Source organism: Flavobacterium magnum, assembly GCF_003055625.1.
Classification (GTDB): domain Bacteria; phylum Bacteroidota; class Bacteroidia; order Flavobacteriales; family Flavobacteriaceae; genus Flavobacterium; species Flavobacterium magnum.
The window spans coordinates 983,473-1,006,389 of sequence record NZ_CP028811.1; the positions used below are offsets into that span (position 1 = coordinate 983,473).

16 protein-coding genes are annotated in these 22,917 nt (G+C 49.5%); 7 read left to right on the plus strand and 9 right to left on the minus strand.

The window, feature by feature from the left end; genetic code table 11:
- Positions 1–37: 37 nt before the first annotated feature.
- Positions 38–418 carry a DoxX family membrane protein gene (locus HYN48_RS04035; protein WP_108369906.1) on the minus strand — a complete coding sequence of 127 codons (381 nt, stop codon included), beginning with the start codon at positions 416–418 and terminating at the stop codon, positions 38–40.
- 186 nt (positions 419–604) lie between these two features.
- Between HYN48_RS04035 and HYN48_RS04040 the strand changes: the two genes are divergently transcribed.
- Positions 605–1,405 carry a TIGR00266 family protein gene (locus HYN48_RS04040; protein WP_108369907.1) on the plus strand — a complete coding sequence of 267 codons (801 nt, stop codon included), beginning with the start codon at positions 605–607 and terminating at the stop codon, positions 1,403–1,405.
- 118 nt (positions 1,406–1,523) lie between these two features.
- Here HYN48_RS04040 and HYN48_RS04045 read toward each other — a convergent pair whose 3' ends face one another.
- From HYN48_RS04045 to HYN48_RS04070, 6 genes are all read right to left on the minus strand, one after another.
- Positions 1,524–3,728 (minus strand): TonB-dependent receptor, encoded by a 2,205-nt coding sequence (locus tag HYN48_RS04045; protein WP_108369908.1) that lies wholly within the window; start codon positions 3,726–3,728, stop codon positions 1,524–1,526.
- A 122-nt stretch (positions 3,729–3,850) separates the two neighbouring features.
- Positions 3,851–4,198, minus strand: coding sequence for a DUF2946 family protein (locus HYN48_RS04050; protein ID WP_108369909.1), 348 nt, complete (start codon positions 4,196–4,198; stop codon positions 3,851–3,853).
- A 6-nt stretch (positions 4,199–4,204) separates the two neighbouring features.
- Positions 4,205–5,194 (minus strand): aspartate-semialdehyde dehydrogenase, encoded by a 990-nt coding sequence (locus HYN48_RS04055; RefSeq protein WP_108369910.1) that lies wholly within the window; start codon positions 5,192–5,194, stop codon positions 4,205–4,207.
- A 116-nt stretch (positions 5,195–5,310) separates the two neighbouring features.
- On the minus strand, positions 5,311–5,697 hold the full coding sequence (gene mscL, locus HYN48_RS04060) for a large conductance mechanosensitive channel protein MscL (RefSeq protein ID WP_108369911.1): 387 nt from the start codon (positions 5,695–5,697) through the stop codon (positions 5,311–5,313).
- A 58-nt stretch (positions 5,698–5,755) separates the two neighbouring features.
- Complete coding sequence (locus HYN48_RS04065) at positions 5,756–8,227, minus strand: bifunctional UDP-N-acetylmuramoyl-tripeptide:D-alanyl-D-alanine ligase/alanine racemase (RefSeq protein WP_108369912.1); 2,472 nt, start codon at positions 8,225–8,227, stop codon at positions 5,756–5,758.
- 27 nt (positions 8,228–8,254) lie between these two features.
- On the minus strand, positions 8,255–8,893 hold the full coding sequence (locus tag HYN48_RS04070; protein WP_108369913.1) for a thymidine kinase: 639 nt from the start codon (positions 8,891–8,893) through the stop codon (positions 8,255–8,257).
- A 195-nt stretch (positions 8,894–9,088) separates the two neighbouring features.
- Here HYN48_RS04070 and HYN48_RS04075 point away from each other — a divergent pair, with 195 nt between their 5' ends.
- The 4 genes from HYN48_RS04075 to HYN48_RS04090 are packed head-to-tail and all read left to right on the plus strand — an operon-like array spanning position 9,089 to position 11,812.
- A complete protein-coding gene (locus HYN48_RS04075; RefSeq protein ID WP_108369914.1) occupies positions 9,089–10,123 on the plus strand; it encodes a PspC-like choline-binding domain-containing protein in 1,035 nt (344 codons plus the stop codon).
- Positions 10,124–10,159: 36 nt separating this feature from the next.
- Complete coding sequence (gene rsmI / locus HYN48_RS04080) at positions 10,160–10,864, plus strand: 16S rRNA (cytidine(1402)-2'-O)-methyltransferase (RefSeq protein WP_108369915.1); 705 nt, start codon at positions 10,160–10,162, stop codon at positions 10,862–10,864.
- Between the two features lie 43 nt (positions 10,865–10,907).
- On the plus strand, positions 10,908–11,375 hold the full coding sequence (locus HYN48_RS04085; RefSeq protein ID WP_219909598.1) for a hypothetical protein: 468 nt from the start codon (positions 10,908–10,910) through the stop codon (positions 11,373–11,375).
- Positions 11,376–11,404: 29 nt separating this feature from the next.
- On the plus strand, positions 11,405–11,812 hold the full coding sequence (locus tag HYN48_RS04090) for a hypothetical protein (protein ID WP_108369917.1): 408 nt from the start codon (positions 11,405–11,407) through the stop codon (positions 11,810–11,812).
- Between the two features lie 91 nt (positions 11,813–11,903).
- Here the strand turns inward: HYN48_RS04090 and ade are convergent, their stop codons facing one another.
- Entirely contained in the window at positions 11,904–13,526 is a 1,623-nt protein-coding gene (ade, locus tag HYN48_RS04095) for an adenine deaminase (protein WP_108369918.1), read from the minus strand.
- A 102-nt stretch (positions 13,527–13,628) separates the two neighbouring features.
- Between ade and recJ the strand changes: the two genes are divergently transcribed.
- Entirely contained in the window at positions 13,629–15,320 is a 1,692-nt protein-coding gene (recJ, locus tag HYN48_RS04100; RefSeq protein WP_108369919.1) for a single-stranded-DNA-specific exonuclease RecJ, read from the plus strand.
- Here the strand turns inward: recJ and HYN48_RS04105 are convergent.
- A complete protein-coding gene (locus HYN48_RS04105; RefSeq protein ID WP_108369920.1) occupies positions 15,317–16,075 on the minus strand; it encodes a UDP-2,3-diacylglucosamine diphosphatase in 759 nt (252 codons plus the stop codon). The two genes, recJ and HYN48_RS04105, sit on opposite strands and share 4 nt — an antisense overlap.
- Before the next feature lie 241 nt (positions 16,076–16,316).
- Here HYN48_RS04105 and HYN48_RS04110 point away from each other — a divergent pair, with 241 nt between their 5' ends.
- Positions 16,317–22,916: a choice-of-anchor L domain-containing protein gene (locus tag HYN48_RS04110; RefSeq protein WP_108369921.1), complete on the plus strand. Its 6,600-nt coding sequence runs from the start codon at positions 16,317–16,319 to the stop codon at positions 22,914–22,916.
- Position 22,917 lies beyond the last annotated feature (1 nt).

Sequence of the window (22,917 nt, forward strand, 5' to 3'; positions counted from 1 at the left end):
TTTGGCTGCGTAAAAATAGGCAAAAACGACTTCCGAATTAGTTAAAAAGTGGCTTGTAGGCTTTCCAGTGTTTGTAGATCAAAATTCCATTCAACACTGCCACAATGATGGCTCCGGCAATGCCTGACGCGTCGAGGAACAAATGAAACAGCAGGATGTTGAGCGAAATTGGCACAAGCAGTATCAATGCAAAAGGCACCCATTTCTTAAAAATCAGCAACAGGCCTATGAGGATTTCCATACTGCCCACCATTTTAAGTACATAGCCGGTTTCGCCAAGTGAAGTCAGGAAAGCCATCGCTTTTTCAGGCGGCGCAGGCAGTGGGATAAATGGGGAAGGAAGCAACTTGTTCAGTCCAAACGCGATCAGGATTATCGCCAGCACTATCCTGACGATCTTTGTAAATTGTGAGTTCATAATTGCAGTTTAAAATGTTGTGGATATGGTAAAAATATAATTAATTTTTTATTTATCATTGGATTTTGTGTCCGAAAGTTCACAATCATCCTCAAAGGATGCGTTAATTCTTTGATGCATCCGCCGGTTTGTAACCAATCGGGTTAAAATACTACTAACTTAGTCACAATTAAAAATCAAACAATCATGCAGGCACACGAAATCGATTACCATATTTTTGGTGAAGAAATGCAATACGTTGAAATAGAGCTCGATCCGCAGGAGATTGTGGTCGCTGAAGCCGGAAGTTTCATGATGATGGACAACGGCATACAGATGGAAACCATTTTCGGCGACGGTTCGCAGCAGCAGAGCGGCCTTTTCGGCAAACTCCTGTCGGCCGGAAAAAGGATGCTCACCGGCGAAAGTCTTTTCATGACGGCCTACGCCAACAACAATTTCGGAAAGGCCAAGGTAAGTTTCGCTTCGCCGTATCCCGGAAAAATTATCCCGATCGATCTGCGGCAGTTCCAGGGGAAATTCATCTGCCAGAAAGATTCTTTCTTATGCGCCGCCAAGGGCGTTTCGGTAGGGATTGAATTTTCAAGGAAACTGGGTACAGGCCTGTTTGGCGGTGAGGGATTTATTATGCAGAAGCTCGAAGGCGACGGGATGGCTTTTGTGCATTCCGGCGGAACCTTAGCCAAAAAAGAGCTGATGGTCGGTGAAATCCTAAAGGTAGACACCGGCTGCATCGTTGGTTTTACGAAAGATGTCGATTACGATATCGAGTTTATCGGAGGGATCAAGAATTCTTTGTTTGGCGGTGAAGGACTGTTTTTTGCGACGCTGCGCGGACCCGGGACCGTATATGTGCAGTCGCTGCCGTTCAGCAGGCTTGCGGACAGGATCATTGCCTCGGCGCCGAGATCAGGCGGAAGCAACCGCGAGGAAGGCAGTATCCTCGGCGGACTGGGGAATCTTCTAGACGGGGACAACCGGTTTTAAAAAGCACAGGGTCCAGGTTACGATTCCTACGCCTGCCTGTACCCTGTACCTAAACATCCGCCGGTCTTTCATGGATGTAACAACCGATTGAGCAATGAGTGCCGCGGCTATCCTGCGCCTACAAATTGAAATGTACCCCTAAGATGATATTCCGGCCAATATTCGGGATGCCGTCGGTTTTAAGCCTCGACAAATGCGCAATGTATGTTTCGCCAAGGATATTATTCCCGTTTAGGCTGACATTGAAAGCAGCCTTCCCTAATTTAACATTTCCGCCAAAACCCAAATTGACTAAAGTGTAACCACCTGATTCGGTTTCAAACGCCCCTACGTGCGGCTGGCCAAAGGTATGCGACACATTCAGTGAGGCATAGCCGTCAGTGAAATTTTTAAGACTGAATTCAGCCCGTAGGGTATTGTTCCAGTTGTTGGCCGGAATCAATGGCAGGTAATCGCCATCTTTTCTTTTGCCATTTACCATCTCAAAACTGGTTTCATAATGGAGCCAGTCGAGCGGATGCGGGTGGATATGCAATCCGGCTTCGCCGCCGTAAAGTGCCGCATCGTCCTGCACATACCGTAAGACGTCGTGGTCATCGATCTGCGCTGCCGTCGGCGCGGTGTAGATGTAGTGATTTACAAAGTTATAAAACCCGTTTACGAAAAACTCGAAATGATCGTTTTTGTATTCCAGATTCAAATCGGTTTGCAGGTTTTGCTCCGTCTTGAGGTCGGGATCCCCAATTTCATAACGATTGGTTCCTTCATGCACACCGTTTGAGGCGAGCTCGGCCAGATTTGGGGCGCGAAAACCCGAAGCCACATTGAGCCGTATTGTCACCGGTTTGCCTAAATTCTTTTTATAACCTACTGAAGCGTTAAAACTGTCAAAGGAACGCGCCATCGATTTAAAAGACCCTTCAACCCCTGCAATCCCATGTGCCTCGCTGCTGATCCTGCGGTTGTCGTAGCGTAGTCCGGCCTGTAGTACATCTGATTTCCACTCGTAATTTGCCGTGCCGAAAATCCCGAAATCATCGGTGGCAGCATCCGGAATCAGGAATTCCTCCGCTTTGTTCGTGTTGGATTGGTGCATGCCCTGAATGCCCACGATGCTTTCCCAACGGCCGAATTTTGGCAAATGGAATTTCGCATCATAATTGACGGTGTTGAGCTGCATCTTAAGGTTCGGCGTGGCGGTTTCTTCAAATTCGCTGCGCGTATTGGCGATATATCCCAGATCCAGGTCGAGTTTCGAGTTCCCTAAAAACACCGAGTTGTTCAGGCTCAGCAAATGGTTGTACACGCGCTGCCGCGGATAATCTGGCGTTTTACTGTGGGTTTGTTCCGAAATGCCGTTTTCCGGAATACCCAGATTCAAGGCATTGAAATTATACCGTAAGACACCCGAATAATTGGCATTGCTGAAGCCGATTCCCGTTTTGAAATCCTGCTCATTATAACGGGTGTTCGTTACCCTGTCACCATCCGGGACGGCATAATCCGAATGCGTCGTATAATTGCCGCGCACGAGGAATTTCAGGTTTTCCGTTGAGGTTTTTAAGCCAAGCGTCGTGTTGCTTCCTGAAGTATTCGAGAAGACTTTCTGGCCGAAATCAGCCATGACGGTTTGAGCCGGAGCAAATTTTTCCGGGTTGAAATACAAGACACCGCCCAAGGCATCGGATCCATAAAGCAGCGACGCGGGGCCTTTGATGACCTCGACACTTTCCACACCCGAATCATTGAGTCCCAGGCCGTGTTCATCGCCGAATTGCTGGTTTTCAAGCCGTACACCCTGCGAGTACACCAGGACGCGGTTGCCGCTGAGTCCGCGTATGACCGGTTTGCCAATCGACGTCCCGGTTGAGATTTGCGACACGCCGGGCATCGTTGCAACGCCGTCGATCAGCGTCACTGCGCCTTTGTGCTGCAATTGACGCACGTTGGCGTGGTCTACTTTCATGACATTCTGGGATTGGAGTTTGTTGAAAACAGTCGATACGACGACTTCATCCATTTTGAATTCCGATGGCTGCAGTTGGATGTCAAGCACGTTTTCACCCGGATTTATTGGGATCGATCGGTTGTCCGTGTCATATCCGACAAACGAAAAGGCAATCTTTACGGTTCCCGAAGGCAGATTTTGTAAAACGTACGCACCGGTTTCATCAGTGACGGCGCTTTTGTGAATGTCCGGCAGGAATACCGAAACGCCTTTCAGTGGCTTGTTGACGCTGTCGGTTACAACGCCGGATAGCTTATTCTGGGCAAAATTCAATAGGGGCGACCCCAATAGCAGGGCCAGGAATATTTTTTTCATTGGAAATGATTTAGTGAAATTGTAATGAGGTGGTGACGTCATCAGGCAATGGCAGCTGACAGGCATAATGATCCGTTATCGGTCAATATCCAGCGCCTCCATTTCTGAATCTCTAATTCAATTTACACTAAAGTGGGCGGTGCCCGCAGCGCAAAAAGGCTTCCGCGAAAAAATTGCGTGATGCCGTTGCTTTGTGAGAAAGGTTTATCGGTTGAAAAAACCGGACGGTGTAACCGGAAGCCGAAAATGTCCGGCGTCGTAAAGTGCGTAAAAGCCAAATCACAGACGGGGCAATGATTCAGGTTAACGTGTTCGTGGGAGATGTTTTCGCGGCTTTGCTGCTCATGATGGCAATGGCGTTCCTTCTGGAACTCGGCGTAATGTGCTATTTCGTGCACCGACTGCGACACGATGGCCGCGAGCATCGACAGCGCGAAAAACACATTCAGGAAAGCCAGCCTATTTTTCATTTCCGCTTACACCAAATTGTTGTTAACGAGATATTCGGCAATCTGTACGGTATTGGTCGCAGCGCCTTTGCGTAGATTATCGGCAACGATCCACATGTTCAGCGTGTTGGGCTGGCTCTCATCACGGCGGAGGCGTCCCACAAACACCTCATCCTTGTGCTGCGCATATTTCGGCATCGGATAGGTAAATGTGTCGATATTGTCCTGCACGACCACACCCGGGGTATTGTGCAGTAAGCTCCGCACTTCGGCGATGTCGAAATCATTGGCAAACTCAACGTTAACAGCTTCGCTGTGCCCTCCCACTATGGGTACACGCACGGCGGTGGCGGTCACATTGATGTGCTCATCACCAATAATCTTACGGGTTTCACGGACGAGTTTCATCTCTTCCTTTGTGTAGCCGTTTTCTTCAAAAACATCGCACTGCGGAATCGCGTTGCGGTGGATCGGATACTTGTAGGCCATTTCGCCGGTGATGCCCGCATATTCATTTTCGAGTTGCTGCACAGCTTTTACCCCTGTCCCTGTAATGGATTGATAGGTCGAAACTACAATTCTCCTGATGTCGTATTTTTTGTGTAACGGAGCCAGAACCAGTACCATCTGTATGGTCGAGCAGTTCGGGTTGGCGATGATCTTGTCTTCCTTGGTCAGCAAATGCGCGTTGATTTCCGGAACGACCAGTTTCTTATCCGGATCCATGCGCCATGCAGACGAGTTGTCGATGACGGTGGTGCCGGCGGCCGCAAACTTTGGAGCCCAGGTTTTTGAAGTGTCGCCTCCTGCTGAAAACAAGGCAATATCGGCTTTCATATCCACGGCGGTCTGCAACGAGACCACCTTGTAATTTTTTCCATTGAACTCGATTTCCTTACCAACAGATTTTTCTGACGCGACAGGTATTAATTCTGTTACCGGAAAATTCCTTTCCCGGAGTACTTTCAGCATGACTTCGCCTACCATTCCGGTAGCGCCTACGACTGCAACTTTCATAATGTGTGTTTTTGCTTTGCAAAAGTAACATATTTCTTCCTGAGAAGATTTATCAGCAAAAGAAAAACCACGCTCGCCGGCGTGGTTTAAGTTAGAATATATAGTGTAGCGTTCGGTTACGGTCTGTTGCGCAGTGCATCGCGGATTTCCATGAGCAGTTTTTCCTCGTTGGATGGTGCCGGCGGGGCAGCTGGCGTTTGCGCTTCTTTTTTGCGTGATGCGTTAATTCCCTTGATGATCAGGAACAGCACAAAAGCCACGATCAGGAAGTTGATTACGGCAGAGAGGAACATGCCGTATTTGACTGACCCAAAGATCGTGAGTTCCTCGAGCTTGCTCAGGTGCGCGGCATCCAGCGCAGGTTTTAAAAGCAGCGGCGTAATCACATCTTCAATAAATGAAGTTACGATTTTACTGAATGCCGCACCGATGATGACCCCGATGGCCAGGTCTACCACATTGCCTTTCATGGCAAAGGCTTTGAATTCTGAAATCATTCCCATAATTTTTGATTTTAATTGTTTTAGTAAACTAAAATTAACAAAAAATTCCAAACAAGCTTTATTCCCTGTAAAAAACCCGTTTGACCCGCTGCGAAATTCCGGTAAGTATTTCGTAAGGAATTGTGTCCAGCGCCGCCGCCATCTCGTTTACCGTCGGGCTTTCGCCAAAAATCACCACGCGGTCGCCTTCTTTACAGGAAATTCCGCTCACGTCAGCCATCAGCATGTCCATGCACACACTGCCAACGATCGGGGCTTTTTTGTTTTTCACGGTGACAAAGCCTTTCTCATTGCCCCAGCCACGCGAAATGCCATCGGCGTATCCAATCGGGATCGTCGCTATTTTTGCAGGCTTGTCCGCGATAAACCGCCGGCCATAGCCCACGCTGTCGCCGGCGGGAATGCTGCGTATTTGTGAAATCACCGATTTCAGCGTGCCCACATTTTCAAGTTTCTTCTGCTCCTCGGGATCGTTTGAAACACCGTAGAGTCCGATGCCCAGGCGAACCATATCGTACTGCGCCTCACGGAAATTCGTAATGCCCGAAGTATTCAGGATGTGCCTGATCGGGCTGATTTGCAACGCCTGCATCAATTTGGACGATAATTTTTCGAAGCGTGCAATCTGCGAAAGCGCAAAATCCTTAAAGCGTAAGTCATCACTCGTTGCCATGTGTGACAGGATGCTTTTTACTTTCACCGATTTGTTTTCGTTTAAGATGGCGATGAGTTCGTCGATGTTGTTTTCCTCGAAGCCCAAACGGTGCATGCCGGTGTCAATCTTGATGTGAATCGGGAACTGTTCGAGTTTTCGCTGCTTCGCGATCTGTAAAAAGGATTTCAGTCCTTTGAGGCTGTAGATTTCGGGTTCGAGTCCGTGCTGGATAATCGACTGAAAGCTGGTCGTTTCCGGATTCAGCACCATAATCGGGAGTTTAATCCCCGCTGATTTTAATGAAATTCCCTCATCGGCGAAAGCCACGCCGAGGTAATCGACATGGTGGTGTTCCAGCAGCTTGGCAATTTCAAAACCGCCGTTTCCGTAACCAAACGCCTTGACCATGACCATCAATTTCGTTTCCGGATTCAGTTTGGATTTAAAGAAATTCAGGTTATGGCTGATGGCGTTGAGGTTGATTTCCAACACCGTTTCATGCGTTTTTTCTTCGAGCAGCAATACAATTTTTTCAAATTCGAAGGTGCGCGCGCCTTTGATCAGGATGGTCTCATTGCCGAAAGCCAGCGTGTCGAATGCCTCCGCAAATGCCTCAGTATCCTTGAAGGTGACGCAGTTCACGAATTTGTTCTTGTATGCTGAGATTGTCTCGCCGATGCCGATCACGCGATGGATCTTGTTAGAAATGATCAGTTGCGACACGCGCGAATACAGTTCTTCGGTATCGAGTCCGCTTTGGAAAATGTCCGAAAGGATAACCGTCTTTTTCTTGTATTGTTTCTGGCTTTCAAGGAAATCGAGCGCAATCTTGAGCGACTGGAAATCCGAGCTGTAACTGTCGTCTATCAGTGTGGTGTTGTTGATGCCGTTCTTGACTTTCAGGCGCATTTCCACCGGATACAAAAGCGCCATACGCTGCTCGATGGTCTCATGGCTGTAACCGAAATGCAGCAAAACCATCAGGCATTGGATCGCGTTTTCGATCGAGGCATCGTCCTGAAACGGGATCCTGATGTCAAATTTTCCACCGTGGTGCCGCACGTTGAGCAGGGTCTTGTCGACTGATGCGGTCTTTCCTATGAATACGTCCGCCGACTCATCCTTGCAGCTCCACGTAAACGTCTTCACTTTTTGGCTGATGAATGCTTCCACGGTCTTGTTCTTATGGCAGATGAGCAGCTCAGTGTGGGCAAACAATTTGAGTTTTTCCCTGATTTTCTCGCCGAGGTTAGAAAAACCTTCGTCGTGCGCGGTACCGATGTTTGTCAGCAGGCCAATTGTCGGGCGTATCATTAATTCCAGTTTCGCCATTTCGTTGACTGTTGAAATCCCCGCTTCGAAAATCCCGAGGTTGTGGTTTTCATTAATGGAAACGACCGAAAGCGGCACGCCCACCTGCGAGTTATAGCTTTTCGGGCTGCGGATGATGTTATAGTCAGGTCCGAGCAGGAAATTCAGCCATTCCTTTACGATGGTCTTGCCGTTGCTTCCCGTAATCCCGATGACGGGAAAATCGAACAGCCCGCGGTAGTATGCCGCAAACTGCTGCAGCGCATCCAGCGTATTTCCAACGATCAGGAAACAGGCTTTACCTTCAAGATTTTGAGGAATGTGCGATACGACGAACTGCCGTACGCCGGTGTCAATCAGGTTTGCGATGTAACTGTGTGCGTCGTAGTTGGGCCCCGCAAGAGCGAAAAATAAAGTACCCGGACCATTCTGCAGTGAACGGCTGTCTATGGAAACCGAATCGATTTGCTTCGCCTGTTCGCTATCGCTCGAGTCGTAGTCTTCCTGAACGCAGTTGGTCTGGGCCTGCAGTATCGGTACAATAGTTTGGATGGAGAGTGTCACGTTTTTCTTGGTTTAACCCAAAAGCAATTACAGGATGGAGTCGGTCTTGTTGCGTTCGTTGCGTTCCTGGAAATCCTCTTTTTCGGGTGAGTTATGCATCGCATTGTAATATGCCGCTCGGCTCAACGGTTCGTATTCTTCGGTTTCCCCAAGCATCACGAGCTTGTCGCTGTCAGTCTTACGGAAACTGTAGTGGGCAAGGTTGCCCGTGCGCGTACATACGGCGTGTACTTTGGTCACATATTCGGCAGTGGCCATCAAAGCCGGCATCGGACCGAAAGGATTGCCTTTGAAATCCATATCGAGCCCTGCTACAATGACGCGGATCCCGGAATTCGCGAGGTCGTTGCAAACGCTGATGATCTCGTCGTCGAAAAACTGTGCCTCATCGATCCCTACGACCTCACAGCCCTGCGCAAGCAGCCGGATATTCGCAGCGGCAGGCACCGGTGTCGACCGGATTTCGTTGCTGTCGTGCGACACCACCATTTCGTCATGGTAGCGGGTGTCGATGGCGGGTTTGAAGATTTCGACTTTCTGCTGCGCGAACTGCGCGCGTTTGAGCCGCCGGATCAGTTCCTCGGTCTTACCCGAAAACATCGAGCCGCAGATCACTTCAATCCAGCCAAATTGCTCCTTATGGTTTACTGTGTTTTCGAGAAACATTTTTTATTTTTCTGCCCGTAAAAATGAATAGTTTTTATTACTTTGTAGCACCAACAAACCGCATCGGGATGCTGTGGTTTGGCTGGTTTCAAATGTAGAAAAATTTTATGACGCTGACTTCTTTCGACTGCGAAATATCATGAGAAAGAAGTTAATTTTTAATACGACACGCCAAATTCCTTAGCACCGAAAACTATGAAAAAAAAGCTGGAGGCTGACCTGATCAGCATCGCCCACCGGATCCTGAAATTGAAGAACAAGTCCGAAATCGACCAACTTTACCTTGAAGCCAAACAGCTTTATGAAAAATTAGCCGTATTGAAGTTTGTCGAAACGCATTTCTCAGATACCAGGCCGACCATTGGGCACCAGGAAGTGACTGAATCGTTACAGGCGATTTTTGATCAGGAAGAAGAAACCGTTTCGGAAAATAATGCGGATAGCGCTTCCGCGGAGGATACTCCGGACACCCCGACAACTGCCGCAGCGACTGCCGAACCGGAGGAAGAAACACCTGCGCCTGCCGAAGAGGAAGAGGCGGTTGCAGTACCTGAAACGCTGCAGGAAGAAGCCGGCGCGACCGACTCGGAACACCGGGAGGAAGAGGCGGCAAATGAACAGGATACTGAAGAACATGACCAAGCGGATCCTGAGACAGCAACACAGGAGGCTGCAACAGCAAAAGAAGACTTTAAACCCGCATTTGATCTTTCATTTGAAAAGAAAGAAGACGAGCCAAAGGAAACGCCAAAACAGATCTCATTCGAGGATTTCCTGGGCAATTATACCGAGCCCGTGTTTGAGAAAGTAAGCGACAGGAAGGAAGAAGCCCAGGCACCGGAGCCGGAAGACGACGCGACGCAGGAGGAAGAGCCGGCAGCGGAAACCACCGCGCCGACTCAGGCGCTACCATCCGACACCGGTCACGAAAAAGCTGAAGCCGCAGAACAAACCCCGGAGCCCGCTTACGAACCCGTGCAGCCCGCCACTGAAAAGCCATTGCGTTCGTTTACGTTCGGGCTGAATGACCGCATCGGTTTTGAAAAACACCTTTTTGGAGGCAGCAGCGAGGACATGAACCGTGTGGTGTCACAATTGAGTACTTTCGACTCGTTTGAAGAGGCGCGCAATTTCATCGAGGACATGGTAAAACCCGACTACAACGACTGGGAAGGCAAGGACGATTACGCACAGCGGTTCCTGGATATTGTAGAGCGGAAATTCAACTGACAATCATAACCACGGGAAGCCGTGGTTTTCTTTTATATGGGCAAGTTATACATCGTCCCGACACCGATCGGGAATCTCGAAGACATGACCTTCCGCGCCATCCGCGTCCTGAAGGAATCCGACCTCATTTTGGCTGAAGACACACGCACCAGCGGCAAATTACTCAAGCATTTTGAGATTGCCACACACATGCACAGCCACCACATGCACAACGAGCACAAGACGGTTGAAAATCTTGTGGCACGGCTTAAAGGCGGTGAAACCATCGCCTTGATTTCCGATGCGGGTACGCCTGCCATTTCCGACCCGGGATTTTTACTCACGCGTGCCTGTGTGGAACACGGCATTGATGTGGAATGCCTGCCGGGGGCTACAGCGTTTGTGCCCGCACTCGTCAACAGCGGACTGCCAAATGACCGTTTTATTTTTGAAGGATTCCTCCCGGAAAAGAAGGGACGGCAGACACGCTTCCTGGCTTTGGCGGCAGAAACGCGTACGATGATTTTTTATGTTTCGCCGCACAAATTAGTGAAGACTTTGGCGGAGTTTGTACAGTACTTCGGTGCGGACAGGCCCATTTGTGTATCGCGCGAATTGTCGAAGCTGCATGAGGAAAATGTGCGCGGGAGTGCTGCGGCCGTTTTGAACCATTTCGAGGCTAAGGCGCCGAAGGGTGAGATTGTTGTGGTTGTCGGGGGAAACGTGGAGAAGAAGGAATTAAGGGACAAGGCCCAGGACTAAAGGATATTTCCGGAACAAAGGGTACGAGATACATTGTTCATAAATGCGAATCGAACAAAAAAGAGGGATAGTGTCATCGATGAAAAAATATTTTTTAGCAGTTGCAATTTTAGGCGCCATGATTTCCTGTAGCAAAATTTCTCCGGGGTCATTTTGGACAAATTTCAGGAATCCTGAAATGATATCAACAGAAATAAACAATGGTCCATATGGAGGGACCACTGAAATACACTGGAAAGGCAAAACGGAAATTACCCGAGGCGAAGTGGTGCAGTTTGCCGAAATGAATGGCTGGAAATTCGTAAGGAAACCAGATTCCGGTTTAAGTTTTTCAAACCAAATCCTTGAACGGCGATTTGGCAAAATGGAAAATAAAAGCATACAATATTTTAAATCAGATCTCCTGACGATTGACGAAGACCAGGGCTTGGAAACCCAGATTAACGGTTTCGCAATTATCACCTCTCAAAATCATCAACTGATTATATATCATCACTGGGGCGATTTTTAGGCTTTCCCCGTCAAACATTTTATTGGCGTATGAAAAAATGGATAGCCATAGCGGTAATCTCTTATTTCCTGTTAGCCTGTGATCCCATCATAAGCTACAATTATTTTGTGGACAACCAATCTGACAAGTCTTTGGTATTCAGGTATAAGCACGGATATGCTGCCGCCAGGGACAGTCTCACTGTCTGCGCACCCCACAAAATAACGCTGATCGAAATCGTGGAAATGCGTGGCGCAAACCCGCACGATGAAAAAAAAGACTTTCTGTATCCATTTGATAAATTGAATGTAAAAACAATCGACTCAGGGCAGGTTTTTAAAGATATCCGCGACAGAAACAATTGGACTTATTCAAATGAAGTTAGAAAATTTGGCACCATAAAAGTTGGGGCAAACCACTACACCTTAAAAATAGATAATCAGGATTTAAAAAAATAGGACACCGAACGTCGCCCCCTTACATGCAATTATCCAACTTTACGGTTCCATCGCATTCAGGTTATTGTTTTCAAAATCAACGGAATATTGGTTAAACCGCCAACCCCACAAATTCAAAACGCTCCCCACTAAACAAACCCTTATCCGATAATTTCAAATCGGGGATTACCAATAATGCCATAAACGACAACGTCATAAACGGCGCGTTCAATCGGCAGCCGAAGCTTTTTGCGAGTTTGTCAATTTCCTGATATCTCTTTCCGGTTTCCCAGCCGTCCAGGTCGCTGATGATGCCGGCGATGGGTAACGGAAGGATTTTCCGGATTTTCCTGTCTACGGCACAGACGCCACCTTTGTTTTCAATGACAAGGTTTACGGCGTTGCAGATTTCCTCGTCGGAAACACCTATCGCGACGATATTGTGGCAGTCGTGCGCGACAGAACTCGCTATCGCGCCTTTTTTCAGCCCGAAGTTTTTGATAAAGGCTACCGCGGGTGGGGCATCTTTTTCGTAACGGTTTACAACGACCATTTTCAGGATGTCATTTTGCGTATCCGAAATAATTTTGCCGTCCTTGACCGAGGATTTCAGGTGCTGCTCTTTGGTGACCAATTGTCCTTCAAGTGCTTCAATCACGCGGATGTTTCCGCCGGAACCTGCCACTTCAAAATCGGAGGGATTTTTGGGATTTGCCTTGAAATGATTCGGTTTTTCGAAAACGACTTGTTCTATGAACGACTGTCCGTTTTCAGCGACGAGCTGCCCGTTGATGTAGGTTTGCAGCACCTTGAAATCAACCAGATCTTCTACGACAATAAAATCAGCGGGATCGTTTTCCCGTAAAGACCCTACCGGGATATTATAATGCGCAATCGGGTTGAGGCACGCCGCCTGCAATACCTTGAATACGTCAATGCCTTTGGATACGGCGCGGGCGCACAGCTCATTGATGTGCCCGAGGATCAGGTCATCAGGATGCTTGTCATCAGAGCAGAACATCATGTTCTCATAGTGTTTCGAAAGCAGGTAGACCAGCGCCTCGAAATTCTTTGCGGCGCTGCCTTCACGGATAATGACTTTCATGCCGAGCGCCAGTTTTTCCAGCGCTTCCTTACTGGTAAAACATTCGTGGTCGGTGGAAATGCCGGCATCGATATATTTTTTCAGGGCCTCACCGCTTACGGCAGGGGCGTGCCCGTCGACAGGCTTTTGGAAATGGTTTGCCCAGGCGATTTTTTTCAGCACTTCGGCATCATCATGGATCACGCCGGGATAATTCATCATTTCGGCCAGGTAATAGATGTCTGCGGAAGCGAGCAAATCCTTAATGCCTTCAGCATCAATCACTGCGCCGGCGGTCTCAAACGACGTCGCCGGCACGCAGGATGGCGCCCCGAAATGGAATTTGAACGGCACTTTTTTCCCGTTCTCGATCATGTATTTCACGCCCTTGGCGCCCAGTACGTTGGCGATTTCGTGCGGATCGGAAATGGTGGCCACCGTGCCATGCGTTACGGCAAGCCGCGCAAACTCAGACGGCACGAGCATCGAGCTTTCAATATGGATGTGTGCATCGATGAAGCCGGGCATGATGAAGCGTTTTTCAGCGTGCTGTCTGGCTTCAATGGCAGTGATTCGGCCTTCGTTTACCGTGACAATCCCGGGAAAAATGCGCTTGTTCCTGATATCGACGATTTGTCCTTTGAGTTCCATCCGATTCGTTTTTTTAAAATTAAATTGTGGCGGTAAGAAACAAAAATTTTCGCGATTTTATGCTACTTTTGGAAGACTTATACACCATACAAAATCAACTCTATGCGCTGGACACTCAAACCTTCACCGGCACCTGAAAAGGTGCAATCCCTTTCGCAGTCCTTACACGTCGAACCATTGGTCGCCTTACTGCTGATACAACGCGGCATTGAAACCTATGACCAAGCGCGGCAATTTTTCAGGCCGAGTCTCGACGACCTGCACAATCCGTACCTGATGAAGGATATGGACAAGGCGGTGCTGCGGATTGAAAAAGCCATTGAAAACAGCGAAAACATCCTGGTTTTCGGCGATTATGATGTCGATGGCACCACAGCCGTTTCGCTCGTTTCCTCATACCTCAAGACGATTTACCCGAACGTGGCCACCTACATCCCCGATCGATACGCCGAAGGCTATGGCATTTCGTTCGCGGGCATCGACTATGCGGATGACAACGGCGTATCGTTGATTATCGCGTTGGACTGCGGCATCAAATCGGTGGAGCATGTCGCGTACGCCAAATCCAAAAACATTGACTTCATCATATGCGACCACCACCGCCCCGGCGATACCTTACCTGACGCAGTGGCCGTCCTGGACCCGAAGAGGGCCGACTGTCATTATCCGTACGACGAGCTTTGCGGCTGCGGCGTCGGATTCAAGCTGATCCAGGCGATGGGTGCCGGGCGAGGCCAGACCATTGATGATCTGCTGCCGTACCTGGATCTGGTGGCCGTAGCCATCGCTGCGGATATTGTCCCGATTACCGGAGAAAACAGGATCCTGGCGCATTTCGGATTGCAGGTAATCAATTCGTTCCCGAGAAACGGGATTAAGGCTTTGGTATATTTGTCCAAAAAACAAAATTTCGACATCACTGATGTGGTGTTTATCATCGCGCCGCGGATCAATGCCGCAGGTAGGATCCGCCATGGGAACCACGCCGTGGAACTGCTTACGGAAGCAGACTTCGATCAGGCTGTCCTGTACGCTTCGGAAATCGAAAAATACAACGCCGACCGAAAGGAGCTGGACAAACAGATTACGACCGAGGCGCTGGCTCAGATTGAGCAAAACCGGGAACAGGAAGATTATACCACGGTGGTCTTCAATGCAGGCTGGCACAAAGGCGTCATTGGTATTGTCGCCTCGCGCCTGATTGAAACCTATTACCGCCCGACAATCGTTTTCACTGAATCGGGTGAAAAATATGCGGCATCGGCAAGATCGGTGAGCGGTTTTGACGTATACGATGCGCTGGAGCGTTGTTCGGAGCACCTTGAACAATTCGGAGGGCACAAGTACGCTGCGGGCATGACGCTGAAAAAGGAAAGCTACTCCCGGTTCAAGACGGCTTTTGAGCAATGCGTGCGCGATACGATCCTGCCTGAACTGCGCACCCCCGAAATAGAAATCGATGCGGCGATTGACTTTTCGCAAATCACCCCAAAACTCACCCGGATCTTAAAGCAATTTGAGCCGTTCGGCCCGATGAACATGGCGCCGGTATTCGTGGCACGACAGGTGACCGATACGGGTTTTGCAAAGAAAATAGGGCAGGATGAGGCGCACCTGAAACTGTTTTTAAAGCAGGGTGATTCGGAAGGATTTGCCGCTATCGGATTCGGACTCGGAAAAAAGGCGGCTGTCGCTGCAGACCGCAAGCCGTTTGATGTTGTTTTCTGTATTGATGAAAACGAGTGGCAAGGCGCTGTGAGCGTGCAGCTGCGGGTGAAGGATATCGGGAACTAACCCTTGTATTCCTTCAATTCAAAACGCTCCCCGTCGAAAACACCATACGTGAAATACCCAATCCAATCGCCTAAGTTTATGTAGGTCGCATTTTCGCCGACGGGAATCGTCATCGGCAAATGCCTGTGCCCGAACACGAAGTAATCGTAATGCCTGGTTTGCAGTTTCCGTTTGGCATAAAGCACAAGCCATTCCTTGTCTTCCCCTAAAAATTTCACATCGGCATCGCCGGAAATCAGCTTGTTTTTTACCGACAGGTATTGGGCAAGTTTCATACCCAGATCAGGATGCAGCCAGCGGTAGAGCCACTTTGAGAATCGGTTTGTGAAGACCTTCTTCATCCGTTTGTACCCTTTATCGCCCGGACCTTTGCCGTCGCCGTGGCCGATCAGGAAAGTCTTTCCGCCAAAAGTATACTCCTGGTTGTCGTGATAAACGGGAATATTGAGCTCTTTTTCGAAGTAATCGTGCATCCACAAATCATGGTTCCCGACGAAAAAATAAATCGGTATGCCACTGTCGCGGATTTCGGCCAGCTTGCCCAATACCCTGATGAAGCCCTTGGGAACGACGGTGCTGTATTCAAACCAAAAATCGAAAAGGTCACCAAGCAGGAAGATGGCGCCGGCATCGGATTTTATCTCGTCAAGCCACCTCACAAACTGCTGCTCACGCGGGAAACTGAGTGCCCTGGTAGGCGCCCCAAAGTGCTGGTCGGAAGCAAAATAGATTTTCTTACCGTCGGATAGTGGCATGTGTCGGAATTTGGATCCAAAGATAACAATTGTTGGGAAACGGGATCGGTATGCGGTTTACAGAAATTACGTTGTTAAAAGAAATCCTGTTAAAGATTGAGAATACGGCAGTAAAGTGTTACATATGGCTTCGATATTGAGGATTTTGTGAAATATCCCGTTTTTTCTTTTTTTTATTTAAAATTAGTTAATTTTGAGTTAACACCTCAACTGAAAATAATTCCTTAAATCTTTTCATTCTATGAAAAAAATTACGTTACTACTTACCTTCCTTCTTTTCTCTGCACTTGGTTACAGCCAGTTGGAGACTTTCGAAGGGGGGATCCCATCGACATGGGCCGTGATGAACGGTACCAATGGCGCAGGGACCTTACAGCCGTGGATATTAAATACGACACCGTTTCCGACGTTCCGTTCTCCATACTGCGCGCACATCGACCCCGACTGTAACCTCAACGCGGCTTACGTAAACAATGAGCAGATCGGTATCGGAAATACGGAAGAGGACTGGCTCATCATGAACCAGCGGCTTATTCCGGCAAACGGGCAGCTGCAGTTCTGGACCAGGCTTACCACGGTCGGCGATCAGGGCACGGTGTATGAAATACGCGTTTCCACCAATGCCTCACAGACCAACCAGGCCGCTTACACCGTACTCCAAAGCTGGGGAGAGGATGAGATTATCGACCCGACCCTGCCATTGTTAGAATACCAGCAGGTTAAGGTTGATTTCCCGGCCGCATTGCAGGGGCAGAATGTATATGTAGCTTTCGTAAGAAAACACACCCAGATCGGTACCGGCCGGGACGGTGACCGTTGGCTCATCGATGATGTCAACATTATCGAAAAATGCGCTGATCCGTCGGGGCTTGAGGTCATTCCGACATCAATCGCTTCGACGAGCGTGACGCTATCGTGGCCCAACCCGCAATTGTCGACGACTTTTGAGGTAGCTGCGGTGCTTGCGACCGATGAGTTTAACAATATTGGAACACCGATAACAGTTCCGGCAACCAATCCGACAAACTACACCTATACCAACCTCCAGCCGGGACTCACGTACAAATTCTATCTCAGGAGGGTTTGCGTGATCGGGACGGACACCTCTTATAGTGAATGGATCGGGCCGGTTATTTCCACGACGCTGCCATTAGGCTCAGTGTGTGCTGATCCCCTTGTCATCGGTGCCTTGCCGTTTCAGGAAGTCAACGGAAATACGGCACTTTATGGTGACGACATTGATACGCCGCAGGGGACCAATTGCGGTGCACAGCCGACAGGAACAAACTACCTTCAGGGGAATGAGGTCTTTTACAGCTATACGGCTGATGAGACCGGATTGATCAGTGTGACGATGACACCCATCGGCGCGTCGTCGACCAATTCGTCGGTATTTGTTTACCAAGGGTGCGGTTCTGTTGGCGCAAACTGTCTCGCGGGAGCGGCAAGCTCTAATTTAAACGTGAGGACTTTTACGCTCAACGTCACTGCAGGGCAAACCTATACCATAGTAATCTCTTCGGGTGGTAATACGCAAACCATCGCGTACAACCTCTTGATACAGAAAGAAGATTGTACACCGAAACCTGCGAACCTGAATGCAACCGACATCCAGTTGACCCAGGCGACTTTATCCTGGGACAACCCGAACAACTATACCTCATGGCAGGTCGCCGTACAGCCTTTAGGCGCTGCGGTGCCTTCAGGCCCAGGTGACGATATCGTAACAGGTACACCCGAGTTTGTCAAGACCGGGCTGACGGCAGCCACCCAATATCAATTCTGGGTAAGGGTGGAGTGCATCGCCGGTTCAGGGATTTACAGCGCATGGGCAGGGCCTTACGCCTTTAATACATTGATTTGCGATCCGTCGCTGGCCTGTAACTACACTTTCCGCATGAGCAACACTACAAATGCCGGATGGGGTGCGACAAGGATGCAGGTAAGGCAGAATGGGATCGTCGTTGCTACAATCGGCGCTACCGCTACAGGAACCGGGCCCGTTGAGGTGGTCGTTCCATTGTGTGACGGTATCCCTTTTGACCTTTTCTGGAGTGTTGCCGGCGCGAGTCCGCAACAACGTATTGTAGCGGTAGTCAACTCTTTCGGACAGACCATTTTCACAAAGCCAGCAGGAACCGGTGCGGTAAACTCCGTCGTCTACACCGATATTGTCAATTGTACTACACCGCGCTGTGATCTAACCCCGACAGGTCTTGCCGCAAATAACGTGCTGACCAACACCGCCGATCTGCTGTGGGTCGCGCCGGCAACGACGTCATGGGACATCTACCTGGTGACGGCGGGCAATCCGGCGCCTGATGTCGATACGACACCGACATACAACGACATCGATGAAAACCCTTATTCGGTAATAGGACTTGCTCCGGATACCGACTATGTGTTCTATGTACGTGTCAATTGCCCTACCGGAGATTCAGCGTGGGCGGGTCCTTTCCCATTCCACACACTGCCGACCTGCCCCAAGCCGACAAACCTGGGCGCTTCAAACATCACCACAACGAGCGCCGACCTGACCTGGATCAACGGTACGCCTGCTGATACACTTTGGGAAATACTGCTCTTGCCCGGCCCTACACCACCGCCGGCTCCGGCACCATCACCAGCAGACCCTACAGTGCCTGCCGGCGGCTTTTTCTTTCAGACTACCAATTCACAATTGCATCCGATAACAACGCTTACTCCCGCGACAATCTATTATTTTTATATGAGGACAATCTGCCCGGGTAATGACAAAAGTACCTGGTCAGGACCGTATACCTTCAATACGGTAACATGTGATGCGGCAGACAAGTGCAATTATAAATTTGTAATGACCGATTCAGGCAACAATGGCTGGAATGGCGCCAGGATGCAGATCAGGCAGAACGGAATCATCGTACAAACCATTGGGCAGACCATTGGCGGAGGCGGCCCGATTACGGTAACCGTCGCGCTCTGTGACAACGTACCATTTGATTTGTACTGGAGTGCGGCCGGAACACTGCCGGACCAGGTGGGGGTATCGATCCAGAATCCGTTCACCGACGTGGTGTATACGAAATTGCCGGGACAAGGGACACCGCTGACCGTTTTGTACGCAGACAACATTTTAGGGAATTGCGTTCCACCGACCTGTCCGAAGCCGACCGCTTTGGATGTAAACGTGGCCGTTACTACCCAGAATTCCGTTGAGTTACAATGGACGGAAAGCGGCAGCGCCACCAAATGGGAAGTGTATGCCGTACCGGTCAACGGCGCTGTACCTCCAGTAAACGGGTCTCCGGTAACCGGAACGGGTGATTACCACATCACCACGTCGAATCCTTTTACACTCACGGGATTACAGCCGGGCACTACTTATATTTATTATGTTCGCGCCATTTGTTCAGACACCGACGTAAGTACCTGGACCATATTGAATCCGAAAACCTTTACGACCAAGCCGGTCAATGACGAATGTGAATTTGCCACGACAGTACCGGTGAACCCGACGAGGGATTGTGTGCTGTCAGCTACCGGAAACACGCTCGGTGCCACGCGTTCGCTCCCGAATACGGCTCCGGCCTGTCCCGGAAACACCGACGACGATATATGGTTTACCTTCCAGGCGACCTCAACCGTCCACATCATCACGATCAGTGATGTGGTATCGACGGTGGCCGCTGCGGATGACATCAACCACACTTTATATTCAGGCAACGACTGCGCTGCCCTCACCCAAATGTATTGCAGCAACCCGAATGTGAGTGTCGCGACGAATCTCGTCATTGGAAATTTCTATAAAATCAGGGTTTACACCAGTACGGGCAATGCGGGTCCTTCGGCATCATTTAAGATATGCATCACCACACCACCGCCTGTGCTCAATGACGAATGTGCGGCTGCTACTCCGGCCGTCGTCAACACGGGCATCGAATGCTTAGTGTCCACACCGGGTTCTATCACAGGGGCTTCGGCGTCTGCGCAATCAAGCACCTGCTCGGGAACGGAGGACGATGACATCTGGTTTGAATTTACTGCCACGAGCCAAAAGCAGATCATCACATTATCAAACATTGTGGGTACCACCCAAAACCTAAACCACGCTTTGTATCATGGCGACCAGTGCGGCGCACTGACAGCGCTGTATTGCAGTGATCCAAACGAAAGCATCGTCAACAATCTCGTCGTCGGCGATGTCTATAAGATCCGTGTATGGAGTTCTGAAGCCGTACTTCAGGATGTTACATTTGACCTGTGTATCGGACGCATCCTTCCTCCGATCACAACCAATACCAACCAATATACCGTTCCGCAACTTGTACAGGATGTATTCCTTGGTTCGGATTGTGCTTTGGTGAGCAACGTGACGTGGTCCACGGGATCAAATTTCGGTTCTACAAACGGCATTGGTTATTTCAATAAGGCTTTGTCTGATTTTGCCTACGATTACGGAATCATCCTGTCATCGGGTAATGCCCTGAATGTGCCAGGCCCGAATGATTCGACATTGAGTGACGGTAATTATGATTGGCCGGGAGATGAGGAACTCGAGGTAGCCACGAATATGGATCAGCCTTCGCACAATGCCACCATCCTTGAGTTCGATTTCATTCCATATGGCGATGAATTGAACTTCCACTACAAATTTGCATCAGAAGAGTATGGAGACTTTCAGTGTGGCTATTCGGATGCTTTTGCCTTCCTGCTTACCGATACAGTAACCAACACCACGACGAATATTGCGGTGTTACCTGATGGCACAGAGGTGTCGGTAACAAACGTCCGCAATGAGCTTTATAATGATTTTTGCGAATCTGCCCATGCGGATCAGTTCGATACCTATTATGGTGACAACGGCGTGAATCCGATCGGCGCACCTATCGATTATGATGGTATTACCGTAGACCTGACCGCGCACGCCGAAGTAACGCCTGGGAATCTCTACCACATCAAGCTCGTTATTGGCGACAGGGGGGACAACTCTTATGACTCCGTCGTATTTCTGAAAGGAGGAAGTCTTGACATCGGGAATGTGGAGTTGGGTAACGATTTCCTTGAGGCTGACGGCAGCGCGATTTGTACCGGCGATGCGGTTACGGTCACTTCCGGACTGAACCCTGACGAATATGATTTCGTTTGGCTGAAGGATGGCAATGTCATCCCGAATGAAACCTCGGAAAACCTTATCGTACATGAGGAAGGCGTCTATACCGTACAGGCGAATTATGAAAATACAACCTGTAACACGACTGATTCCGTGACGGTAGAGTACTTCCAGGATGCCGTTGCAGGTCAACCCGCGGATTTACTGGATTGCGACGCTTCAGGCACGTCCATCTTTGACCTGACGGTAAACGAAGCGGCCATTATGCAGCCGTTTGCACCGGGAACACACGATATCCATTATTACCTTTCGCAGGAAGATGCGGATGGCAACGAAAATGAGATCACCAATCCGGAGGCATTCGAAGGGACCAACAATCAGACCATTTACGTCAGGATAAATAAACTCACGACGACTTGTCACCAGTTTGTAACCTTCACCTTGGGTGTGCAGGATCTCAGGCCACAATTCACGCTGGACACCGATGATGCTACAGTCTGCCCGTTTGGCAGCACAACCCTTTTTGTAACACCATCCAATTTCAATTTGAATGATGCTTCGATTTCTTACGAATGGTATTACCAGGGTAACCTGATCGCGAATGAAAATGGTCCTACGCTCCTGGTGGCCGGAACAGCGCCGAACAACCCGGTGAATTACGGGGATTATTCCGTTAAAGTGACTTATTCTGTCAACGGCATCGGACCAGGTTGTGACAATACCGGGCACATCGAAATCACCGGAGGCAGTTTTGACTGGACCGTAGATGTAACCGGTCCTACGCAACTTTGCCCGGGCGGATCCGGAGACCTGGTGGTTACCATTAATGGAAACACCAACAATCTTCCTGTAACGTATACTTACCGATTGCTGCCTGACGGTGCGCCGGTATCTACCACAAGCAATTCGTTTACGATTTCAGGTCAGGCACCCGGCACTTATGAAATTGTGGCAGACATCCAGGGATGTATCAGTGATCCGCAGCAATTTACCATTAGCCAGACGACACAGGCTGATTACCACGTGGCATTTGGTGGCCCTTACAGTGGTTGTTTGGGCGAACCGGTGACACTGGCATTTGAGGCGGTTGATTTTGATATCAACGAGCCCTCAGCAGAGTATACCTGGCTGCTAAACGGGACAGTCGTCGGCTCAGGGCTTACCTACACAGCTGAGGTGACCGGCAACACAGATTATGACCTGTTAGTGAAAGTGTTCGGATGCGAAACCCTGTTCCCGGTGTCGGTTACGTTAAATACTTCAGCTATTGACATTGAATTTACCGCGGAATGCAACGGCAATGACTTTGTGATCACTGCGCTTCCTGTCAACGGATCGTTTGATCCGCAGCTTGCCGACTTTGACTGGGATGGAGGGAACTTCACTCAGGGTCCAGTTCCGGGGTCAATCATCGCTACTTCTGCCCCTGCAACATACCATGTGACGGTAAGCCAGGATGGCTGCAGCTCAGAAGACGCTATTTCAGTTTCTGACATCTCCTGTGTAATCCAGAAAGGGATTTCCCCGAACAACGATACGAAGAACGATTCGTTCGACCTGACCGCGCTGAACGTGAAACACCTTTCAATCTTCAACCGCTACGGTACGGTCATCTACGAGTTTACCAACTACACCAACCAATGGGTAGGCCAGGACAACTCGGGCGATGAGCTTCCTGACGGCACGTATTTCTATGTGATCGACAAGGCCGACGGCGAGCAGAAGACCGGATGGGTTTACATCAACAGGTAAC